The following is a 19,868-nucleotide window of genomic DNA, read 5'->3' as shown; positions in this document are numbered from 1 at the left end:
GAGCCGTCCACCCGAAAGCGAGAGCCCCGTGATCAAGCCCGACCTCGGCATCACCGTCCCCGACGAGCTCGGCTCGGTCCACTTCATCGGCATCGGCGGCTCGGGGATGAGCGGGATCGCGCGGCTGTTCCACCGCGCCGGTCACCGCGTCACCGGCTCCGACGTGCGCGAGTCGCACCCGATCGAGCAGCTCCGCGAGCTCGGCATCCCGGTCGCCATCGGGCACGACGCGGCGCACCTCGGCGACGCCGAGGCCGTCGTCGTCACGTCGGCGCTCTGGCCGGACAACCCCGAGTACCTGCTGGCGAAGGAGCGCGGCCTGCCCGTCCTGCACCGCTCGCAGGCGCTCGCCTGGCTCGTCCGCGGCAAGCGCCTCGTCGCCGTCGCCGGCGCACACGGCAAGACCACCTCGACCGGCATGATCGTCACCGGTCTGCTCGGCCTCGACGCCGACCCCAGCTTCGTCAACGGCGGGATCATCGAGGGCCTCGGCACCTCCTCCGCGGCCGGCTCCGGCGAGGTCTTCGTCGTCGAGGCGGACGAGTCCGACGGCAGCTTCCTGCTCTACGACACCGCGGTGTCGCTCGTCACCAACGTCGACCCGGACCACCTCGACCACTACGGCTCGCTCGAGGCGTTCGAGGAGGCGTTCGTCACCTTCACCTCGAGCGCGCGCGAGCTGGTCGTCATCTCCTCCGACGACCCCGGCGCCGTCAGCGTCACCCGCCGCATCGACGGACCGAAGGTCCTGACCTTCGGCGAGGCGGAGGGCTCGGACGTCCGCGTGGTCGATCTCGAGCTGGTCGGCCCGGTCGGCTTCACCGTCGAGTACGAGGGCCGCCGCTACACGACGCGCCTGCGCATCCCGGGCCGCCACAACGCGATCAACGCGGCGGGCGCCTTCGCCGTGCTCGTCGGCCTCGGCTTCGAACCGGCTCCGGCCCTCGCCGCGATCTCCGAGTTCGGCGGCACCGAGCGCCGCTTCGAGCTGCACGGCGCCGTGCGCGGCGTGAGCGTCTACGACGACTACGCGCACCACCCCACCGAGGTCGCCGCCGCCCTGTCGGCCGCGAGGACCGTCGTCGGCACCGGCCGGATCATCGCCGTGCACCAGCCGCACCTCTACAGCCGCACCCGGCTCTTCGCCCGCGAGTTCGCCGAGGCGCTGGAGACCTACGCGGACGAGACGATCGTGCTCGACGTCTACGGCGCGCGCGAGGACCCCGAGCCCGGCGTCACCGGCGCGCTGGTGAGCGAGAAGTTCGCCGACCCCTCGCACGTCTCGTTCCTCGCCGACTGGCAGGAGGCGTCCCGCCGCACCGCGGAGATCGCGCGCGAGGGCGACTTCGTGATCACCCTCGGCTGCGGCGACGTCTACCGGATCATCCCGCAGCTGCTCGAGTCGCTCGGCGCGAGCGAGGTCGCGCCGGTCGCGCGATGAAGCGGCCGGACGGCGTGCGGCCGCCGAGCGGAGTGCGTTCCGCGCCCGATCGTCCGGCGAGCCCTCCGCCGGCGCAGTCGCGTCCGTCCGGCGACGACGAGCACCCCACCGAGCCGATCCGGCTGACGACGCCGGCGTCACTGCGGCTGCCGTCCGCTCCCCGGAGCGCGGCGGGGAAGCTGCAGGCCGAGCGGATGAAGGCGGAGAAGGCGGCGGAGGCCGGGAGACCGGCGAAGGCCGCACCGGCGAAGGTCACACCCGCGAAGCTCGCACCTGAGAAGGTCGCACCCGCGAAGGCGACGTCCGAGAAGGCGGTACCCGCGCGTGCCGAGCCCGCCACGGCCGAGTCGGAGAGGACTCCGCCCGGGACGGCGGCCGAGCCGCGGAGGACGCCGCTGTCCCGGCTCCGGGGTCTCCCACTGCCCGGGTCGGAGGGTCGCGCGCTCGCGAAGGCGGCCCGGGAGCGCCGCCGCTTCGAGCGCGGCGAGGTCCGCCGCTTCACCAGGCGCGCACGCCGCCGCCGCACCATCGCCCTGGTCACGGCCGGCTCGCTCGTCCTCCTCGCCCTGGTGGTCGCGGTCGCGGCCTACTCGCCGCTGATGGCGGTCAAGACGATCGAGATCACCGGGACCCAGCGCGTCAGCGCCGAGGACATCCAGAGCTCGCTCGCCGACCAGGTCGGGGTGCCGCTCACGCTGGTGGACCGCGCCGCCGTCGGACGGGTGCTCGGCAGCTACCCCCTGGTGCGCAGCTACTCCGTGCAGACGCGACCGCCGAGCACGCTCATCGTCAGCGTCGTCGAGCGGACCCCGGTCGGCGTGATCGCCGACGGCGCCGCGTTCGACCTCGTCGACCCGGCGGGCGTGGTGATCGAGACGGCGCCGGCCGCGCAGGAGGGCTACCCGCTGCTCAGCACGCCGACCGGCTCCGCCTCGGGAGCGGCGTTCCGCGCGACCGCACGCGTGCTGCTCACCCTGCCGGAGTCGCTCGAGAGCCAGGTCGCCTCGGCGGCCGCGACCACGGGGGACGACGTCTCCCTGACCCTCGCGGACGGCGCGGTCGTCTTCTGGGGTGGGTCGGACGACTCCGCGCTCAAGGCCGTCGTCCTGGAGAAGCTGATGGCGGCGACGGACCCCGCGGCCGTCGCCTCCTACGACGTCTCCTCGCCCGAGGCCGCCGTCGTCGCCCGGCGATGAGCGGCGCGCCGGACGGATCCGCGCGGCTCTTTTCCGATTGCGGGCGTGTCTGTCGCAGCGCGGCGCGCACTCCGCCTACCGTCGAGCCCACACCCCAAATGCATACTCAGCATAACTTTAAGCCTCAACTATAGGTTTAAGGTTCAGCCCGGAGGCCGGACACGTGACTTCAAACCAGAACTACCTCGCCGTGATCAAGGTCGTCGGCATCGGCGGTGGCGGCGTCAACGCCGTCAACCGCATGATCGAGCTCGGCCTCCGCGGCGTCGAGTTCATCGCGATCAACACCGACGCGCAGGCGCTGCTGCTCAGCGACGCGGACGTCAAGCTCGACGTCGGCCGCGAGCTGACCCGTGGACTCGGCGCCGGCGCCGACCCCGAGGTCGGCCGCCGCGCCGCCGAGGACCACGCGGAGGAGATCGAGGAGGTGCTCGCGGGCGCCGACATGGTCTTCGTCACCGCGGGCGAGGGCGGCGGCACCGGCACCGGCGGCGCGCCCGTCGTGGCCCGCATCGCGAAGTCGATCGGCGCGCTCACCATCGGTGTCGTCACGAAGCCCTTCGGCTTCGAGGGCCGCCGCCGCCAGACCCAGGCCGAGGCGGGTGTCGCGACCCTGAAGAACGAGGTCGACACCCTCATCGTCGTCCCGAACGACCGTCTGCTCGAGATCAGCGACCGCGGCATCTCGATGCTCGAGGCGTTCGCCACGGCCGACCAGGTCCTCCTCGCCGGTGTCCAGGGCATCACCGACCTGATCACCACCCCGGGCCTGATCAACCTCGACTTCGCCGACGTCAAGTCGGTCATGCAGGGCGCCGGCTCCGCGCTGATGGGCATCGGCTCGTCGCGCGGGGCGGACAGGGCGATCAAGGCGGCCGAGCTGGCCGTCGCGTCCCCGCTGCTCGAGGCGAGCATCGATGGCGCGCACGGCGTGCTGCTCTCCATCCAGGGCGGATCGAACCTCGGCATCTTCGAGATCAACGACGCGGCGCGCCTGGTACAGGAGGCCGTGCACCCCGAGGCGAACATCATCTTCGGTGCCGTGATCGACGACACCCTCGGCGACGAGGTGCGCGTCACCGTGATCGCGGCGGGCTTCGACGGCGGTGAGCCCGGCGCGACCGGTCCCGCGGCCGTCGCCGCGCCGCGCCCGCAGCAGAGCCTGCCCGCGGAGGCGTCGTCCGAGCCCGCCCCGGCCCCGGTCGCCGCGCCGTCGGCCGGGTCGATCTGGTCGAGCACCCCCGTCGCCGCGCCGGCTCCCGTCGCCGACCCGTCGTTCGACGACGACGAGAGCGACCTCGACATCCCCGACTTCCTCAAGTAGTCGCCGCCGTGGTGGATCGCGAGCTGGCCGAGCGCTGGGCCTCGGTGACCGAGCAGGTCACCGCCGCCGCCCGCTCGGCCGGTCGCGACCCGTCGGAGCTGACCACGATCGTGGTCACCAAGTACCACCCCGTCTCGCTCCTGCGCGACCTGCTCGAGCTCGGCGTCGCCGACTTCGGCGAGAACCGCCACCAGGAGGCGCAGGAGAAGGCGTCCGAGCTCGTCGGCACGCCCGCGCGCTGGCACTACATCGGCCAGCTGCAGAGCAAGAAGGCGCGCCAGGTCGAGCGCTACGCGAGCTCGATCCACTCCGTCGACCGGCTCGCCCTCGTGCCGCTGCTCGACGCCGGCCCGCCGGAGCCCGGGCAGGTGCCGCTCGACGTGTTCCTGCAGGTCAATCTGACCGACGACCCCGACCGCGGGGGAGCGGCCCTCGGCGAGGTCGAGCCGCTCGCGGAGGCCCTCGCGGCCGCCCCAGGGCTCGCCCTGCGCGGCGTGATGGCCGTCGCTCCGCTCGGCGAGGAGCCCCGCCCGGCCTTCGCGCGGCTGCGCGCGATCTCGGAGCGGGTGCGCTCGATCGACCCCGGTGCGACCGGCATCTCCGCCGGCATGTCGCACGACTTCGCCGACGCGATCGCCGAGGGTGCGACACACCTGCGAATCGGGTCGGCAATCACCGGCAATCGGCCCGCCCGCCCGTAGCCTCGTCGTGACCCAGCTGTGGGTGCGACGACAACACGGAGGACACTGATGGCCAACCCGCTGAAGAAGACGATGGTGTACCTCGGACTCGCCGACGAAGAGGTCGAGTACGAGCGTGCCGAGACCGTCGAGGCGGCCCCCGCGACAGCGCACCGCGCCCCGGTCTCCCCGGTCCAGCCGGTCCCGCCGGTCGAGCCGACCCCGCAGCAGCCCCGCGCGACGGTCACCCCGCTCCGCAAGCCCACCCCCCAGACCCCGAAGGCGACGGCACACGCTGAGATGAACGAGATCCTCACCGTCCACCCCAAGCAGTACCGCGACGCTCAGGTGATCGCGGAGAACTTCCGCGACGGCATCCCCGTCATCATCAACCTCTCGCAGATGAGCGACGCCGACGCGCGCCGCCTGATCGACTTCGCCAGCGGCCTCTCGCAGGGCCTCTACGGCCGCATCGAGCGCGTCACGAGCAAGGTGTTCCTCCTCTCCCCGTCGCACATCACGGTCGCGGGCGATTCGGCCTCCGCCGAGAGCGACGCCGACGCGTCGTTCTTCGCGAAGTCCTGATCCCGGGAGCCCTGTCGTTCGGTGAGCTCCGTCATCTCGCTCTTCGCGAGCGTCCTCTACTTCGCGCTCCTGCTGTACTTCTTCGCCATGTGGGCGCGGTTCGTCCTGGATCTCGTCCGGGTGATCCGCCGCGAATGGCGCCCTCGCGGTGTGGGACTCGTGGCGGCCGAGACCGTCTACACGGTCACGGATCCGCCGATCTCCTTCTTCCGCCGCGTGATCAAGCCGGTCTCGATCGGCCCGATCGCCCTCGACTTCGGCTGGAGCCTCACCATGCTCTGCGTCATCGTGGGCATGTACATCGCCACCTGGCTCCAGCGCGTCTGATGCCCGGCGGTGCACGGGTCGCCCGCGTCCCCTGTATCGTTGGCGTCGATCGGACGTGCTCCGCTGTGCCCGCACTGCGCCGCGCGCTCCCAGTTGCTAGCTTTAGTCGTTGCTAGCTCCAGCCGAACGTTCTTGAACGTGTACCTACTTGAAATCGAAGGTGGAAAGCCATGGCGCTCACTCCCGAAGATGTTGTCAACAAGCGGTTCCAGCCGACGAAGTTCCGCGAGGGATACGACCAGGACGAGGTCGACGACTTCCTCGACGAGGTCGTCGTGGAGCTCCGCCGCCTGAACCAGGAGAACGAGGAGCTGCGCCAGCGCCTCTCCTCCGGTGACTCGCGGCCGATGGACGCCCCCGTCGCGTCCACGCCGGCCCCCGCTCCCGTGGTCGACGAGACCCCGGCTCCCGAGCCGGAGCCCGAGCCCGAGCCGGAGCCCACCCCGGCCCCCGCCCAGGCCGCTCCCGCCGCCTCGCAGTCGGCTCCGGTCGACGAGGCCGAGAGCTCCAGCGGACTCCTGCAGCTCGCGCGCCGTCTCCACGAGGAGCACGTCCGCGAGGGTGCCGACAAGCGCGACGCTCTCGTCGCCGAGGGCCGTGCCACCGCCGCGCGCATCGTCGCCGAGGCCGAGGCCAAGCAGCGTGCCCAGGTCGCGAAGCTCGAGGAGGAGCGCGCGACGGTCGAGCACCGCATCGACGAGCTCCGCACCTTCGAGCGCGAGTACCGCCAGAAGCTGAAGAGCTACATCGAGGGCCAGCTCCGCGACCTCGACACCCAGCCGGTGTCGGCCGAGTCGTCCTCGTTCCCCGGCTTTGGGGCGTAGCACCACCGCAGCGAACGTCAGGCCGAGGGTGCTCGTCACCCTCGGCCTCGTTGCGCTCGCGGTGTTCGCGATCGACCAGACCGCGAAGCACCTCGTCAGCACCGGGCTCACGCTCGGTGAGGACGTGCGCGTCCTCGGCGACGTGCTGATCCTGCACTACGTGAAGAACCCCGGAGCCGCGTTCTCGCTCGCGAGCGGCTCCACCTGGATCTTCTCGATCATCGCCGCGTGCGTGGTCGTCGCCGTGATCTGGTTCTCCCGGCGCATCCGCTCGACGGCGTGGGCGCTGTTCTTCGGCCTGCTGCTCGGCGGCACGCTCGGCAACCTGTTCGACCGGCTCTTCCGCGAGCCGTCGTTCGGTCTCGGCCACGTGGTCGACTTCCTCTACACGCCGTGGCTGCTGCCGGCGATCTACAACGTCGCCGACATCGCGATCTGCACGGCGATGGGGCTCTTCGTGATCCTCAGCCTGCGCGGCGTGAACCTCGACGGCACGCGCTCCTCGCGGAAGGCCGAGCAGGCCGCCGCGGAGGACGGTGCGGACACCGACAGCACCGCGGCGATCGACTCCGAGCCGCGCGGCGGCGCCTGATGGTGCAGTCCCGCTCGCTGCCCGTCCCCGACGGACTCGCCGGCCTCCGCGCCGACGCGGCCGTCGGCAAGCTCCTCGGCTTCTCGCGCACCTTCGCCGCCGAGGTCATCGACGCCGGCGGCGTCACCGCCGACGGCCGGGTGCTCGACAAGAGCGACCGCGTCGCCGCGGGCGCCTGGCTCAGCGTCGAGTGGAGTCCCCGCGAGGAGCCGCGCATCGTCCCGATCGCGGTCCCCGATCTGGGGATCGTCCACGACGACGACGACATCGTGGTGATCGACAAGCCCGTCGGGGTCGCGGCGCACCCGGCCGTCGGCTGGGAGGGCCCGACCGTGCTCGGCGCCCTCGCCGCGGCCGGCTTCACGATCTCGACCTCCGGCGCCGCCGAGCGGGCGGGCATCGTGCACCGCCTCGACGCCGGCACGAGCGGCCTGATGGTCGTCGCGAAGTCCGAGCGCGCGTACACCCACCTCAAGCGCGCCTTCCACGACCGGCTGGTCGAGAAGATCTACCACGCCGTCGTGCAGGGGCACCCCGATCCGCTGACCGGCACGATCGACGCGCCGCTCGGACGTCACCCCTCCTCGGACTGGAAGTTCGCGATCCGCGCCGACGGCAAGCCCTCGGTCACGCACTACGAGACGATCGAGGCGTTCCCCTTCGCCTCGCTCCTCGAGATCCGGCTCGAGACCGGCCGGACGCACCAGATCCGCGTGCACATGGCGGCCCAGCGCCACCCCTGCGTGGGCGACGCGATGTACGGGGCCGATCCCACGCTCTCCAAGCGCCTCGGCCTCACCCGGCAGTGGCTGGACGCCGTGCGGCTGGCCTTCACCCACCCGGGCACGGGGGAGTGGGTGCAGTTCGAGGCGACCTACCCGGACGACCTCGCGCACGCGCTGGACGTCCTCCGCGGGGAGTGACGCGGGTAGACTTTCGGTCTCCCTGCCCGCAGTCCGTCGGAGGCGCATCCTTTGCCGAGTAACGATTCCTTCGTCCACCTGCACGTGCACAGCGAGTACTCGATGCTCGACGGTGCCGCCCGGGTCAAGCCGCTGATCGACGCGGCGGTGGAGGAGGGCATGCCGGCGATCGCCGTCACCGACCACGGCAACGTGTTCGGCGCCTTCGACTTCTGGCGCACCGCGACGGCGGCGGGGATCAAGCCGATCATCGGCACCGAGGCGTACATCACCCCCGGGACGCACCGCTCGGACAAGACCCGGATCCGCTGGGGCGACGGCGGCGGCGACGACGTCTCCGGCTCGGGCGCCTACACGCACATGACGCTGCTGAGCTCGACGACGACCGGCATGCACAACCTCTTCCGGCTCTCCTCGCGCGCCTCGATCGAGGGCTACTACTTCAAGCCCCGGATGGACCGCGAGATCCTCGCCGAGCACTCCGAGGGCCTCATCGCGACCACCGGCTGCCCGAGCGGCGAGGTGCAGACGCGTCTGCGCCTCGGGCAGTACAAGGAGGCGCGGCAGGCGGCCGCCGACTACCGCGACATCTTCGGCAAGGAGAACTACTTCGCCGAGATCATGGACCACGGCCTCGAGATCGAGCGCCGCGTCATCGGCGACGTGATCCGGCTGGCGAAGGACCTCGATCTGCCGCTGGTGGCGACGAACGACCTGCACTACACCCACGCGCACGACGCCACCTCGCACGCGGCGCTGCTCTGCGTGCAGTCGGGCACCACGCTCGACGACCCCAAGCGCTTCAAGTTCGACGCGGACGAGTTCTACCTCAAGTCCCCGCGCGAGATGCGCCAGGTCTTCCGCGACCACCCCGAAGCCTGCGACAACACGCTGCTGATCGCCGAGCGCTGCGACGTGCAGTTCGACACCTCCGCGAACTACATGCCGCGCTTCCCCGTCCCCGAGGGGGAGACCGAGGACACCTGGTTCGTGAAGGAGGTCGAGGCCGGGCTGAACGAGCGGTACCCGGACGGGATCTCCCAGGAGGTGCGCGACCGCGCGGACTACGAGTCCCGCGTCATCCTGCAGATGGGCTTCCCGGGCTACTTCCTCGTCGTCGCCGACTTCATCAACTGGTCCAAGCGCAACGGCATCCGCGTCGGCCCGGGCCGCGGCTCCGGAGCCGGCTCGATGGCCGCCTACGCGATGAAGATCACCGATCTCGACCCGCTGAAGCACGGCCTGATCTTCGAGCGCTTCCTCAACCCCGACCGCGTCTCGATGCCCGACTTCGACGTCGACTTCGACGACCGTCGCCGCGGCGAGGTCATCCGCTACGTCACCGACAAGTACGGCGACGAGCGCGTCGCGCAGATCGTCACCTACGGCACCATCAAGGCGAAGCAGGCGCTCAAGGACGCCTCGCGCGTGCTCGGCTTCCCGTTCGGGATGGGCGAGAAGCTCACCAAGGCGATGCCGCCCGCGATCATGGGCAAGGACATCCCGCTGACCGGGATCAACGACCCCGAGCACCCGCGCTACAAGGAGGCGCTCGACGTCCGGAACGTCATCGCCGAGGACCCGCAGGCGAAGCTCGTCTTCGAGACGGCCCTGGGCCTGGAGAACCTCAAGCGCCAGTGGGGCGTGCACGCGGCCGGCGTGATCATGTCGAGCGATCCGCTCAAGGACATCATCCCGATCATGAAGCGGGAGCAGGACGGCCAGATCGTCACGCAGTTCGACTACCCCGCCTGCGAGTCGCTCGGCCTGATCAAGATGGACTTCCTGGGGCTGCGGAACCTCACGATCATCGACGACGCCCTCGACAACATCCGCGCCAACCGCGGTCAGGACCTCGTCCTCGAGGACCTCGCGCTCGACGACCCGGCCGCCTATGAGCTGCTGGCCCGCGGCGACACGCTCGGCGTCTTCCAGCTCGACGGTGGGCCGATGCGCGGGCTCCTGCGCCTGATGAAGCCCGACAACTTCGAGGACATCTCCGCGGTCCTCGCGCTCTACCGGCCGGGCCCGATGGGCGCCGACTCGCACACCAACTACGCGCTGCGGAAGAACGGCGTGCAGGAGATCACCCCGATCCACCCGGAGCTCGAGGAGCCGCTCGCCGAGGTGCTCGGCGGCACCTACGGGCTGATCGTCTACCAGGAGCAGGTGATGTCGATCGCGCAGAAGCTCGCGGGCTTCACGCTGGCGCAGGCCGACCTGCTCCGCCGCGCGATGGGCAAGAAGAAGAAGTCCGAGCTGGACAAGCAGTTCGAGGGCTTCTCCGGCGGCATGGCCGACAACGGCTACTCGATGGCCGCGGTGAAGACCCTCTGGGACATCCTGCTGCCCTTCTCCGACTACGCGTTCAACAAGGCGCACTCGGCCGCGTACGGCGTCATCTCCTACTGGACCGCCTACCTCAAGGCGCACTTCCCCGCGGAGTACATGGCCGCGCTGCTCACCAGCGTCGGCGACTCCAAGGACAAGATGGCCGCCTACCTCAACGAGTGCCGGCGGATGGGCATCAAGGTGCTGCCGCCGGACGTCAACGAGTCGATCGGCTTCTTCACCGCCGTGGGGCCCGACATCCGCTTCGGCCTCGGTGCCGTCCGCAACGTCGGGACCAACGTCGTCGAGGGCATCCGGGTCGCCCGGGAGGAGAAGGGGCGCTTCGAGTCGTTCCACGACTTCCTCCGCAAGGTGCCGCTCCCGGTCGCGAACAAGCGCACCATAGAGTCGCTGATCAAGGCGGGCGCGTTCGACTCGCTCGGCTCGACCCGGCGCGCGCTCGTCGAGGTGCACGAGGACGCGGTCGAGGCCGCCGTCGGCGAGAAGCGCAACGAGGCCAACGGCCAGGTCGGGTTCGACTTCGACAGCCTCTGGGACGAGCCGCAGGCCGCGATCCAGGTGCCGACCCGGCCGGAGTGGGCCAAGCGGGACAAGCTCGCCTTCGAGCGCGACATGCTCGGCCTCTACGTCTCCGACCACCCGCTCGCCGGGCTCGAGACGGAGCTGGCCAAGCACTACAGCACGACGATCGCCGACCTCCTGGTCTCGGAGTCGATCGGCGACGGCGAGACGGTGGTCGTCGCCGGACTCGTCACGAGCGTGCAGCACCGGATGGCGAAGGCCTCCGGCAACCAGTACGGGATGATCCAGGTCGAGGACTTCGGCGGCGAGATCACCTGCATGTTCATGGGCAAGGCGTACCAGGAGTTCGCTCCCGCGCTGACGAACGACTCCATCGTCGTCGTCCGCGGCCGCGTCAGCATGCGCGACGACGGCATGAACCTGCACGCGTTCAGCCTCTTCGCCCCCGAGATGAGCCAGGACGGCGACTCCGGGCCGCTGACCGTCTCGATGCCGGAGTCGCGCGCGACGACCGACACCGTCTCGCAGCTCAGCGACGTGCTCATCCGCCACTCCGGCCGCACCGAGGTCCGCCTCAAGCTGATCAAGGGCGACACGGCCCGCGTCTTCGAGGTCCCGTTCCCGGTCCGGATCACCCCGGACCTCTTCGGCGAGCTGAAGAGCCTGCTGGGTCCGAACTGCCTGTACTGAGCCGCGCCGACGCGGCGCGCGCTGCACATGCTGGTCGAGCAGCTGCGCAGCGGCGTATCGAGACCCGGTGACCGGCGTGCGGGCGGCGTCTCGAGATCGCGCTCGGACGGCGCGGGAGGCGCCCGCGGGGGAGCGGCGCGAGCGCGGCCGGTAGGCTGGGGCGGCCATGATTCAGACTCTCGATCTGCGGGGGCGGCGTCCGTCCGCCGCCGAGCTCCTCGCCCTCGTTCCGCGCAATCCGGGCACCTCCGCCGCCGTCGGGCCCGTCGTCGCCGAGCTGATCGCCGACGTCCGCGCGCGCGGCGCCGAGGCGCTGCTCGAGCAGGCGGAGCGCCTCGACGGCGTCCGCCCGCCGCACCTGCGCGTGCCCGCCGAGGAGATCGCCGCGGCGGTCCGCGACCTCGATCCCGCGATCCGCGCGGCCCTCGAGGAGGCGATCGTCCGCGTCCGCAAGGCCAGCGCCGCGCAGATCCCCCCGGCCCGCACCACGGTGCTCGACGACGGCGCCACCGTCACCCAGCGCTGGCAGCCCGTCGGCCGAGCCGGCCTCTACGTCCCCGGCGGCAAGGCCGTCTACCCCTCCAGCGTGATCATGAACGCCGTGCCCGCCCAGGTCGCCGGCGTCGGCTCCGTCGCGCTCGCCTCGCCGCCGCAGAAGGCGTTCGGCGGCTCCGTGCACCCGACGATCCTCGCCGCCGCCGGGCTCCTCGGCGTCGACGAGGTCTACGCCATGGGCGGCGCGGGAGCGGTCGCCGCCCTCGCCTACGGCGTCGACTCCCTCGGCCTCGACCCGGTCAGCATCATCACGGGCCCCGGCAACGTCTGGGTCACCACCGCCAAGCGCCAGGTGCTCGGCCAGGTCGGCATCGACTCCGAGGCCGGACCCACCGAGATCCTCGTCATCGCCGACTCCAGCGCCGACCCGCGCCTGATCGCCGCCGACCTGGTCAGCCAGGCCGAGCACGACGAGGCCGCCTCCGCCCTCCTCGTCACCGACGATCCGGCCCTCGCCGAGGCCGTCGGCCGCGAGATCGTCGAGCAGGCCGCGCGCACCCAGCACTCCGAGCGCGTCCGCATCGCCCTCTCCGGCCCGCAGTCGGCCCTCGTGATCGTCGACGACCTCGAGATCGCCTGCGCGTTCAGCGACGCCTACGGCCCCGAGCACCTCGAGCTGCACACCGTCGACCCCGAGGCCACCGCCGAGCGGATCCACGACGCCGGTGCCGTCTTCCTCGGCCCGACCACCCCGGTGAGCCTCGGCGACTACCTGGCCGGTTCCAACCACGTGCTGCCGACCCTCGGGCAGGCGCGCTTCTCCTCCGGTCTCGGCGCGCACACCTTCCTCCGCCCGCAGCAGCTCGTCTCCTACGACCGCGCCGCCCTGCAGCGGGTCGCCCCGCACATCCGCGCGCTGAGCGACGCCGAGGCGCTCCCCGCGCACGGCGACGCCGTCGACGCCCGCTTCGCCTGACCTCGAGAGGCACCCGAGATGTTCTGCCCCTTCTGCCGGCACCCCGACTCCCGCGTGATCGACTCGCGCACCAGCGACGACGGCCTCTCCATCCGCCGCCGCCGCCAGTGCCCGTCCTGCGGCCGCCGCTTCTCCACCACCGAGACCGCGAGCCTCGTCGTGATCAAGCGCAGCGGAGTCGTGGAGCCGTTCAGCCGCGAGAAGATCGTCAGCGGAGTCCGGAAGGCCTGCCAGGGCCGCCCGGTCACCGACACCGACCTCGCCGTGCTCGCCCAGCGGGTCGAGGAGAACCTCCGCTCCACCGGCGCCTCGCAGATCGACGCGAACGACATCGGTCTCGCCATCCTCGTCCCCCTCCGCGAGCTGGACGAGGTCGCCTACCTGCGCTTCGCGAGCGTCTACCAGGCGTTCGACTCCCTCGACGACTTCGAGTCGGCGATCGCCCTGCTGCGCGCCGAGCGCCCCGCCGCCCTGCACACCGCCGACGAGCTGTGAGGGCCGCCGTGTACCCGCTGCTGTTCTCCACCGTGCTCACGCGCCTCGATCCCGAGCGGGCGCACCACCTCGCCTTCCCGGTGATCCAAGCGCTCGGCCCCGTCGCCCCGCTCGTCCGCCGGCTCACCGTGCCGCGCGCCGACCTCTCGGTCGAGGCGCTCGGCCTGCGCTTCCGGACGCCGTTCGGCGTGGCCGCCGGCTTCGACAAGGACGCGACCGCCGTGCTCGGTCTCGGCGCGCTCGGCTTCGGCCACGTCGAGGTGGGCACGCTGACCGCCCGCGCCCAGCCCGGCAACGACCGCCCGCGGCTCTTCCGGCTGATCGCCGACCGCGCGCTGATCAACCGGATGGGCTTCAACAACCACGGCGCCCGCGCGGCGGCCGGTCGCCTCGCCCGCCTGCGCAGTGCCCGGGGCCGCCCCGTGATCGGCGTCAACATCGGCAAGAGCCGGGTGGTCGACGTCGACGACGCGATCGAGGACTACCTGGTCAGCGCCCGGATGCTCGCGCCGCTCGCCGACTACCTGGTCGTCAACGTCAGCTCGCCGAACACCCCGGGTCTGCGCGGCCTGCAGGAGATCGACAAGCTCGAGCCGCTGCTCGCCGCGGTCGCCGAGGCGGCGGACACGACTCCGCTGCTGGTCAAGATCGCGCCGGACCTCTCGGACGAGGAGGTCGTCCGCGTCGCCGAGCTCGCGGTGCGCCTCGGCCTCGCCGGTGTCATCGCCACGAACACCACCCTGTCCCGCGAGGGACTGCGCACCGACCGCGCCGTCGTCGAGCGCGCGGGAGCGGGCGGGCTCTCCGGCGCTCCGCTCGCCGCGCGCGCGCTCGAGGTGCTGCGGGTCATCCGCGGTGTCGTCCCCGCGGAGTTCTGCGTGATCTCCGTCGGGGGAGTGGACACCGCGGAGGACGTGCAGGAGCGGCTCGACGCCGGCGCGACGCTGGTGCAGGGCTACTCGGCGTTCGTCTTCCGCGGCCCGCTCTGGGGCCGTCAGATCAACCGCGGGCTCGCCAGGCTGCGCGCCGCGTAGTCCGAGGGCGCCGGGACCGGTCCGGCCTCTACCGGCCCGGTTCGCGCCGCCGGGTCAGGCCGGGAACGCTCCGCGCTTGACCTGAGGCTTGGGCAGGCGCATCACGCGCAGCTGCAGGGCGCGCATCGCGGCGTACCACGGGATGCCCTTCTCGACCTTGTCGGCGCCGCCGAAGCGCTCGGCGAGCTTCTTCTTCAGGCGGCGGCCCAGCAGGATGCAGTCGAGGACGGCGAGCAGGAAGAACGCCCACAGGATGATCAGGGTGAGCGAGGCGAGCTCGGGCTGCGGGAAGAAGCTGATCAGCAGCACGACGACCATCACCGGGATGAGGAACTCGCCGAAGCTGAAGCGCGCGTCGACGTAGTCGCGGACGTACTTGCGCTGCGGGCCCTTGTCGCGCACCGGCAGGTAGCGCTGGTCGCCGGCGGCCATGCCGACCCGAGCCTGCTCGCGCAGCTCCGCGGTCTTCGAGCGGGCGTCCCGCGCGGCCTGCTTGCGGTCGGTCACGACCAGCGGACGCTTGCGGGCGAGCTCCTGCTCGCGGCGCGTCGGGGTCGGCCGGCCCTTCCCGATGGCCGTCACGTCGGCGTCGTCGGGGGTGTCGGGTGCGATCGGGTGCTTGGCCACAGGGGAACGTCCTTGGAATCGAGGGTCTCTTAAGATTACCTCCATGGCTCACGACGCTCCGACTCCGTCCTCCACCCTGTCCGCCGCCGAGGAGGAGGTGCTCGCCGCCGTGCGCGACGACCTGCCCCGCTCGCTCGGCGAGCTGGGCCGGCTCGTCCGAATCCCCTCCGTCTCCTGGGACGGCTTCGACGCCACCCGCGTCGCCGCCAGCGCCGAGGCGATCGCCGAGCTCGCCCGGGAGACGGGTGCCTTCGACGAGGTCTCGATCCGCAGCTCCACCATCGGCGACTCCGACCTCCTCGGTCAGCCCGCCGTCCTCGCGACGCGGGCCGCCCGCAACGGCGCACCCACCGTCCTGCTCTACGCCCACCACGACGTCCAGCCGCAGGGGGCGGAGGAGGCGTGGGAGACGCCGCCGTTCGAGCCGACCGTGCGCGGCGACCGTCTCTACGGCCGCGGTGCCGCGGACGACAAGGCGGGCGTGGTCTCGCACCTCGCCGCGGTCCGTGCCCTGCGCCGGGTGGCGGGCGACGACCACGACCTCGGCCTCGTGCTCTTCATCGAGGGCGAGGAGGAGTTCGGCTCGCGCTCGTTCCCGACCTTCCTCCGCGAGCACCACGACGCGCTGCGGGCCGACGTGATCGTGGTCGCCGACAGCGACAACTGGGACATCGACACCCCCTCGCTCACCGTGGGCCTGCGCGGCAACGTCACGCTGACCCTCACCGTCCGCACCCTCGACCACGCCTCGCACTCCGGCATGCTCGGCGGCGCGGTGCCCGACGCGATGCTCGCGACGATCCGCCTCCTCGACACGCTCTGGAACGAGGACGGCTCGGTCGCGGTCGCCGGGCTCACCGAGCACGACGGTGCGGTTCCGGAGACCACCGAGGAGGACCTCCGCCGCGACTCCGGCCTGCTCGACGGCGTCTCGCCGATCGGCTCCGGACCGCTCCTCTCCCGGATCTGGTCGAAGCCGTCGATCACGGTCACCGGCATCGACGCGCCCAGCGTGGTGGACGCCTCCAACACCCTCAGCCCGTCCGTGCGGGTCAAGATCAGCGCCCGCATCGCTCCCGGCCAGGAGGCGCAGGAGGGCTTCACCGCCCTCGAGCGGCACCTGCGGGCGCACGCTCCGTTCGGCGCCCACCTCGAGATCGCCGACGTCGACACGGGGGAGCCCTTCCTGGTCGACACCTCGGGCTGGGCCGTCGGCCTGGTCGAGCAGGCGATGGCCGACGCCTGGGGCCGCGCGCCGCTGGAGACCAGCGTCGGCGGCAGCATCCCCTTCATCGCCGACCTCGTGCGCGAGTTCCCGGACGCGCAGATCCTGGTCACCGGTGTCGAGGACCCGGACTCGCGCGCGCACAGCCCGAACGAGTCCCTCCACCTCGGCGTCTTCCAGCGCGCGGCGCAGACGGAGGCGCTGTTCCTGCTGCGCGCCGCCGAGCACCGGGCCTGAGCGATTCGGAATAGCCCGGCCCGCGCCTGGGTTGCCACCGTAGAATCGTCGGCAGCACGCCGTCCGATCCCGCCGGCTCTGTTCCCGCTCGGCTCCGTTCCGACCGATCCCACCGAGGAGTGACATGTCCGACACGACACTGACCGCCAGCACCACCACCGCGGCGCACGGCGTCTCGATGACCCCCGTCGCCGCCGCGAAGGTGAAGAGCCTCCTCGAGCAGGAGGGCCGCGACGACCTGCGCCTGCGCGTCGCCGTCCAGCCCGGCGGCTGCTCCGGCCTGATCTACCAGCTCTACTTCGACGAGCGCACGCTCGACGGCGACGCGGCGGTCGAGTTCGAGGGCGTCGGCCTCGTCGTCGACAAGATGAGCGTCCCCTACCTCGACGGCGCCTCGATCGACTTCGAGGACACCATCCAGAAGCAGGGCTTCACCATCGACAACCCCAACGCCGGCGGCAGCTGCGCCTGCGGCGACAGCTTCCACTGATCACCCGCGGCGACACGCCGCACGGCCCGCTCGAACGGCGCCCGACTCCCCGCTCCGGCGGGCGGCCGGGCGCCGTTCGCCGTTGCAGCACCACTTCGGCGAGAGGTCAAGAGCGGGTGCCGGTGCACTCCCTGCCGACGACGGCGGGTAGGCTAGGGCCGGTCTAATACAGTTTCGTGTGAACTGGTCCCCAGTCTTCCGAAAGGTCACCGGTGCGCTTCAATCGCCGTCTCCGCCGATGGGTCGCAGTACCCGTCGCAGGAGCTCTCGCCCTCGTCCTCGCGGGCTGCACGCAGGAGCAGCTGCAGGGCTGGCTCCCCACAGAACCCGGCACGACGAACCACGTCGACCGGGTCATCGGACTCTGGGTCACCTCCTGGATCGTCCTGCTCGCCGTGGGTGTCATCACCTGGGGCCTGACGATCTGGGCGGTCGTCGTCTACCGCCGCCGGAAGGGCCAGACCGGCCTCCCGGTGCAGCTGCGCTACAACATGCCGATCGAGATCTTCTACACGATCGTGCCGCTGATCCTCGTGATCGGCTTCTTCGCCTTCACCGCGCGCGACCAGGCCGCCATCGAGCAGGCCTACGACGACCCGGACGAGACCATCCAGGTGTACGGCAAGCAGTGGGCGTGGGACTTCAACTACGTCGACGAGGACGTCTACTCCGCGGGCATCCAGGGCCAGTACGAGGACAGCGCCGACGGCGCCGGCTCGCTGGTCGAGTCCGAGGTCCCGACGCTCTACCTGCCGGTGAACCAGAAGATCAAGATCCAGCTCGACGCCCGCGACGTCATCCACTCCTTCTGGGTCGTCGACTTCCTCTACAAGAAGGACATGATCCCCGGCAAGACGAACTACATGTACGTCACGCCGCTCAAGGAGGGGACCTACGCCGGCAAGTGCGCCGAGCTCTGCGGCGAGTACCACTCCGCGATGCTCTTCAACGTGAAGGTCGTCTCGCAGGGCGAGTACGACGACTACATCCAGTCGCTGCGCGACGCGGGCCAGACCGGCCAGCTCGGCGCCGAGTACGACCGCAACAGCAACCTGCCCGGCACCGGCGCGCCGGCCCGCACCGAGAACGAGGAGTAGAGGGAGCATGAGCACCGCCACAGCACCCGCCCCGTCCCGCTCATTCGGCACACCGCCGGTCGAGCGCAAGGCGAACGTCCTCGTTCGCTGGATGACGTCCACCGATCACAAGGTCATCGGGTACATGTACCTGATCACCTCGTTCATCTACTTCTGCATCGCGGGCGTGATGGCCCTGGTCATCCGCGCCCAGCTCTTCGAGCCCGGCCTCGCCGTGGTCGAGACCCGCGAGCAGTACAACCAGCTCTTCACCATGCACGGCACGATCATGCTGCTGATGTTCGCGACGCCGCTCTTCGCGGGCTTCGCCAACGTCCTCATGCCGCTGCAGATCGGCGCTCCGGACGTCGCGTTCCCGCGACTCAACGCGTTCGCCTACTGGCTCTACAGCTTCGGCTCGCTGATCGCGGTCGCCGGCTTCATCACCCCGCAGGGCGCCGCGTCCTTCGGCTGGTTCGCCTACGCGCCACTCTCGAGCACGACGTTCTCGCCAGGGCTCGGCGGCAATCTCTGGGTCTTCGGCCTGGCGCTGTCCGGCTTCGGCACGATCCTCGGTGCGGTGAACTTCATCACCACGATCATCACGATGCGCGCCCCCGGCATGACGATGTTCCGCATGCCGATCTTCACCTGGAACATCCTGGTGACGTCGATCCTCGTGCTGCTGGCCTTCCCGGTCCTCGCGGCGGCGATGTTCGCCCTCGGTGCCGACCGCGTGTTCGATGCGCACATCTACGACGCGGCCAACGGCGGCGTGCTGCTCTGGCAGCACCTGTTCTGGTTCTTCGGCCACCCTGAGGTGTACATCATCGCGCTGCCGTTCTTCGGCATCGTCTCCGAGGTCTTCCCGGTCTTCAGCCGCAAGCCGATCTTCGGCTACAAGACGCTGATCTACGCGACCATCGCGATCGCCGCCCTGTCCGTGACCGTGTGGGCGCACCACATGTACGTCACCGGCTCGGTCCTGCTGCCGTTCTTCTCGCTGATGACGATGCTCATCGCGGTCCCGACCGGCGTGAAGATCTTCAACTGGATCGGCACCATGTGGCGCGGATCGGTGACGTTCGAGACCCCGATGATCTGGGCGATCGGCTTCCTGATCACCTTCACCTTCGGTGGCCTCACCGGCGTCATCCTCGCCTCGCCGCCGCTGGACTTCCACGTGTCCGACTCGTACTTCGTCGTCGCGCACTTCCACTACGTGGTGTTCGGCACCGTCGTGTTCGCGATGTTCTCGGGCTTCTACTTCTGGTGGCCCAAGTGGACCGGCAAGATGCTGAACGAGACCCTGGGCAAGTGGCACTTCTGGCTGCTGTTCATCGGCTTCCACACCACCTTCCTCATCCAGCACTGGCTCGGAGTCGTGGGCATGCCCCGCCGCTACGCGAGCTACCTGCCCGAGGACGGCTTCACCTGGATGAACCAGCTGTCGACGATCGGCGCGATGATCCTCGCGGTCTCGCTCATCCCGTTCTTCCTCAACGTGTACATCACGGCCCGCAAGGCGCCCAAGGTCACGGTGAACGACCCGTGGGGCTTCTCGCGCTCGCTTGAGTGGGCGACCTCCTGCCCGCCGCCCCGGCACAACTTCACCTCCATCCCGCGCATCCGCAGCGAGGCTCCGGCCTTCGACCTCAACCACCCCGAGGCCGGCATCCCCGTCGGCATCGGCCCGGCGAAGGACGCTCCGGACGCCCCCACGTACGACAAGTCCGAAGGCACGGTGAAGTAGGGCC

Annotated in this window: 18 protein-coding genes; 17 read left to right on the top strand and 1 reads right to left on the bottom strand. The window is 70.9% G+C overall.

The window, feature by feature from the left end:
• Positions 1–28 precede the first annotated feature (28 nt).
• From murC to EDF43_RS08880, 13 genes are all read left to right on the top strand, one after another.
• Positions 29–1,441 carry a UDP-N-acetylmuramate--L-alanine ligase gene (gene murC / locus EDF43_RS08940; RefSeq protein ID WP_132436350.1) on the top strand — a complete coding sequence of 471 codons (1,413 nt, stop codon included), beginning with the start codon at positions 29–31 and terminating at the stop codon, positions 1,439–1,441.
• Complete coding sequence (locus EDF43_RS08935; protein WP_132436348.1) at positions 1,438–2,637, top strand: FtsQ-type POTRA domain-containing protein; 1,200 nt, start codon at positions 1,438–1,440, stop codon at positions 2,635–2,637. Before murC ends, EDF43_RS08935 begins: the two co-directional genes overlap by 4 nt.
• A gap of 163 nt (positions 2,638–2,800) precedes the next feature.
• A complete protein-coding gene (ftsZ, locus tag EDF43_RS08930; protein ID WP_123704523.1) occupies positions 2,801–3,961 on the top strand; it encodes a cell division protein FtsZ in 1,161 nt (386 codons plus the stop codon).
• An 8-nt stretch (positions 3,962–3,969) separates the two neighbouring features.
• Positions 3,970–4,662, top strand: a complete 693-nt coding sequence (locus EDF43_RS08925) for a YggS family pyridoxal phosphate-dependent enzyme (RefSeq protein ID WP_132436346.1) — start codon at positions 3,970–3,972, stop codon at positions 4,660–4,662.
• A 48-nt stretch (positions 4,663–4,710) separates the two neighbouring features.
• Positions 4,711–5,226, top strand: coding sequence for a cell division protein SepF (sepF, locus tag EDF43_RS08920; RefSeq protein ID WP_123446142.1), 516 nt, complete (start codon positions 4,711–4,713; stop codon positions 5,224–5,226).
• Between the two features lie 21 nt (positions 5,227–5,247).
• Positions 5,248–5,553: a YggT family protein gene (locus tag EDF43_RS08915; RefSeq protein ID WP_260300677.1), complete on the top strand. Its 306-nt coding sequence runs from the start codon at positions 5,248–5,250 to the stop codon at positions 5,551–5,553.
• A 170-nt stretch (positions 5,554–5,723) separates the two neighbouring features.
• Positions 5,724–6,377, top strand: coding sequence for a DivIVA domain-containing protein (locus tag EDF43_RS08910; RefSeq protein ID WP_123446143.1), 654 nt, complete (start codon positions 5,724–5,726; stop codon positions 6,375–6,377).
• 28 nt (positions 6,378–6,405) lie between these two features.
• Positions 6,406–6,969 (top strand): signal peptidase II, encoded by a 564-nt coding sequence (gene lspA / locus EDF43_RS08905; RefSeq protein WP_132436344.1) that lies wholly within the window; start codon positions 6,406–6,408, stop codon positions 6,967–6,969.
• A 2-nt stretch (positions 6,970–6,971) separates the two neighbouring features.
• Positions 6,972–7,892 (top strand): RluA family pseudouridine synthase, encoded by a 921-nt coding sequence (locus tag EDF43_RS08900; RefSeq protein WP_123736007.1) that lies wholly within the window; start codon positions 6,972–6,974, stop codon positions 7,890–7,892.
• 51 nt (positions 7,893–7,943) lie between these two features.
• Positions 7,944–11,456 (top strand): DNA polymerase III subunit alpha, encoded by a 3,513-nt coding sequence (gene dnaE / locus EDF43_RS08895; RefSeq protein ID WP_132436342.1) that lies wholly within the window; start codon positions 7,944–7,946, stop codon positions 11,454–11,456.
• Between the two features lie 166 nt (positions 11,457–11,622).
• Positions 11,623–12,927 (top strand): histidinol dehydrogenase, encoded by a 1,305-nt coding sequence (hisD, locus tag EDF43_RS08890; protein ID WP_132436341.1) that lies wholly within the window; start codon positions 11,623–11,625, stop codon positions 12,925–12,927.
• 18 nt (positions 12,928–12,945) lie between these two features.
• The gene (gene nrdR / locus EDF43_RS08885) at positions 12,946–13,422 is read left to right on the top strand and encodes a transcriptional regulator NrdR (protein WP_123446147.1); all 477 of its coding nucleotides are present in this window, start codon (positions 12,946–12,948) and stop codon (positions 13,420–13,422) included.
• Between the two features lie 8 nt (positions 13,423–13,430).
• Positions 13,431–14,456, top strand: coding sequence for a quinone-dependent dihydroorotate dehydrogenase (locus tag EDF43_RS08880; RefSeq protein WP_132436474.1), 1,026 nt, complete (start codon positions 13,431–13,433; stop codon positions 14,454–14,456).
• A gap of 54 nt (positions 14,457–14,510) precedes the next feature.
• Here the strand turns inward: EDF43_RS08880 and EDF43_RS08875 are convergent, their stop codons facing one another.
• Positions 14,511–15,083 carry a DUF3043 domain-containing protein gene (locus EDF43_RS08875; protein ID WP_243582539.1) on the bottom strand — a complete coding sequence of 191 codons (573 nt, stop codon included), beginning with the start codon at positions 15,081–15,083 and terminating at the stop codon, positions 14,511–14,513.
• A gap of 43 nt (positions 15,084–15,126) precedes the next feature.
• Here EDF43_RS08875 and EDF43_RS08870 point away from each other — a divergent pair, with 43 nt between their 5' ends.
• The 4 genes from EDF43_RS08870 to ctaD all read left to right on the top strand — a co-directional run bounded on the left by EDF43_RS08870 (position 15,127) and on the right by ctaD (position 19,864).
• A complete protein-coding gene (locus EDF43_RS08870) occupies positions 15,127–16,545 on the top strand; it encodes a dipeptidase (RefSeq protein ID WP_132436339.1) in 1,419 nt (472 codons plus the stop codon).
• Positions 16,546–16,669: 124 nt separating this feature from the next.
• Complete coding sequence (erpA, locus tag EDF43_RS08865; protein ID WP_123446151.1) at positions 16,670–17,035, top strand: iron-sulfur cluster insertion protein ErpA; 366 nt, start codon at positions 16,670–16,672, stop codon at positions 17,033–17,035.
• A gap of 212 nt (positions 17,036–17,247) precedes the next feature.
• Entirely contained in the window at positions 17,248–18,132 is an 885-nt protein-coding gene (coxB, locus tag EDF43_RS08860) for a cytochrome c oxidase subunit II (protein ID WP_123446152.1), read from the top strand.
• Positions 18,133–18,139: 7 nt separating this feature from the next.
• Positions 18,140–19,864 (top strand): cytochrome c oxidase subunit I, encoded by a 1,725-nt coding sequence (gene ctaD / locus EDF43_RS08855; protein ID WP_123446153.1) that lies wholly within the window; start codon positions 18,140–18,142, stop codon positions 19,862–19,864.
• Positions 19,865–19,868: the final 4 nt, after the last annotated feature.

Origin of the sequence: Rathayibacter sp. PhB179, assembly GCF_004345345.1 — a bacterium.
Taxonomy (GTDB): Bacteria; Actinomycetota; Actinomycetes; order Actinomycetales; family Microbacteriaceae; genus Rathayibacter; species Rathayibacter festucae.
This window is presented reverse-complemented; position numbering and strand designations above follow the sequence as displayed.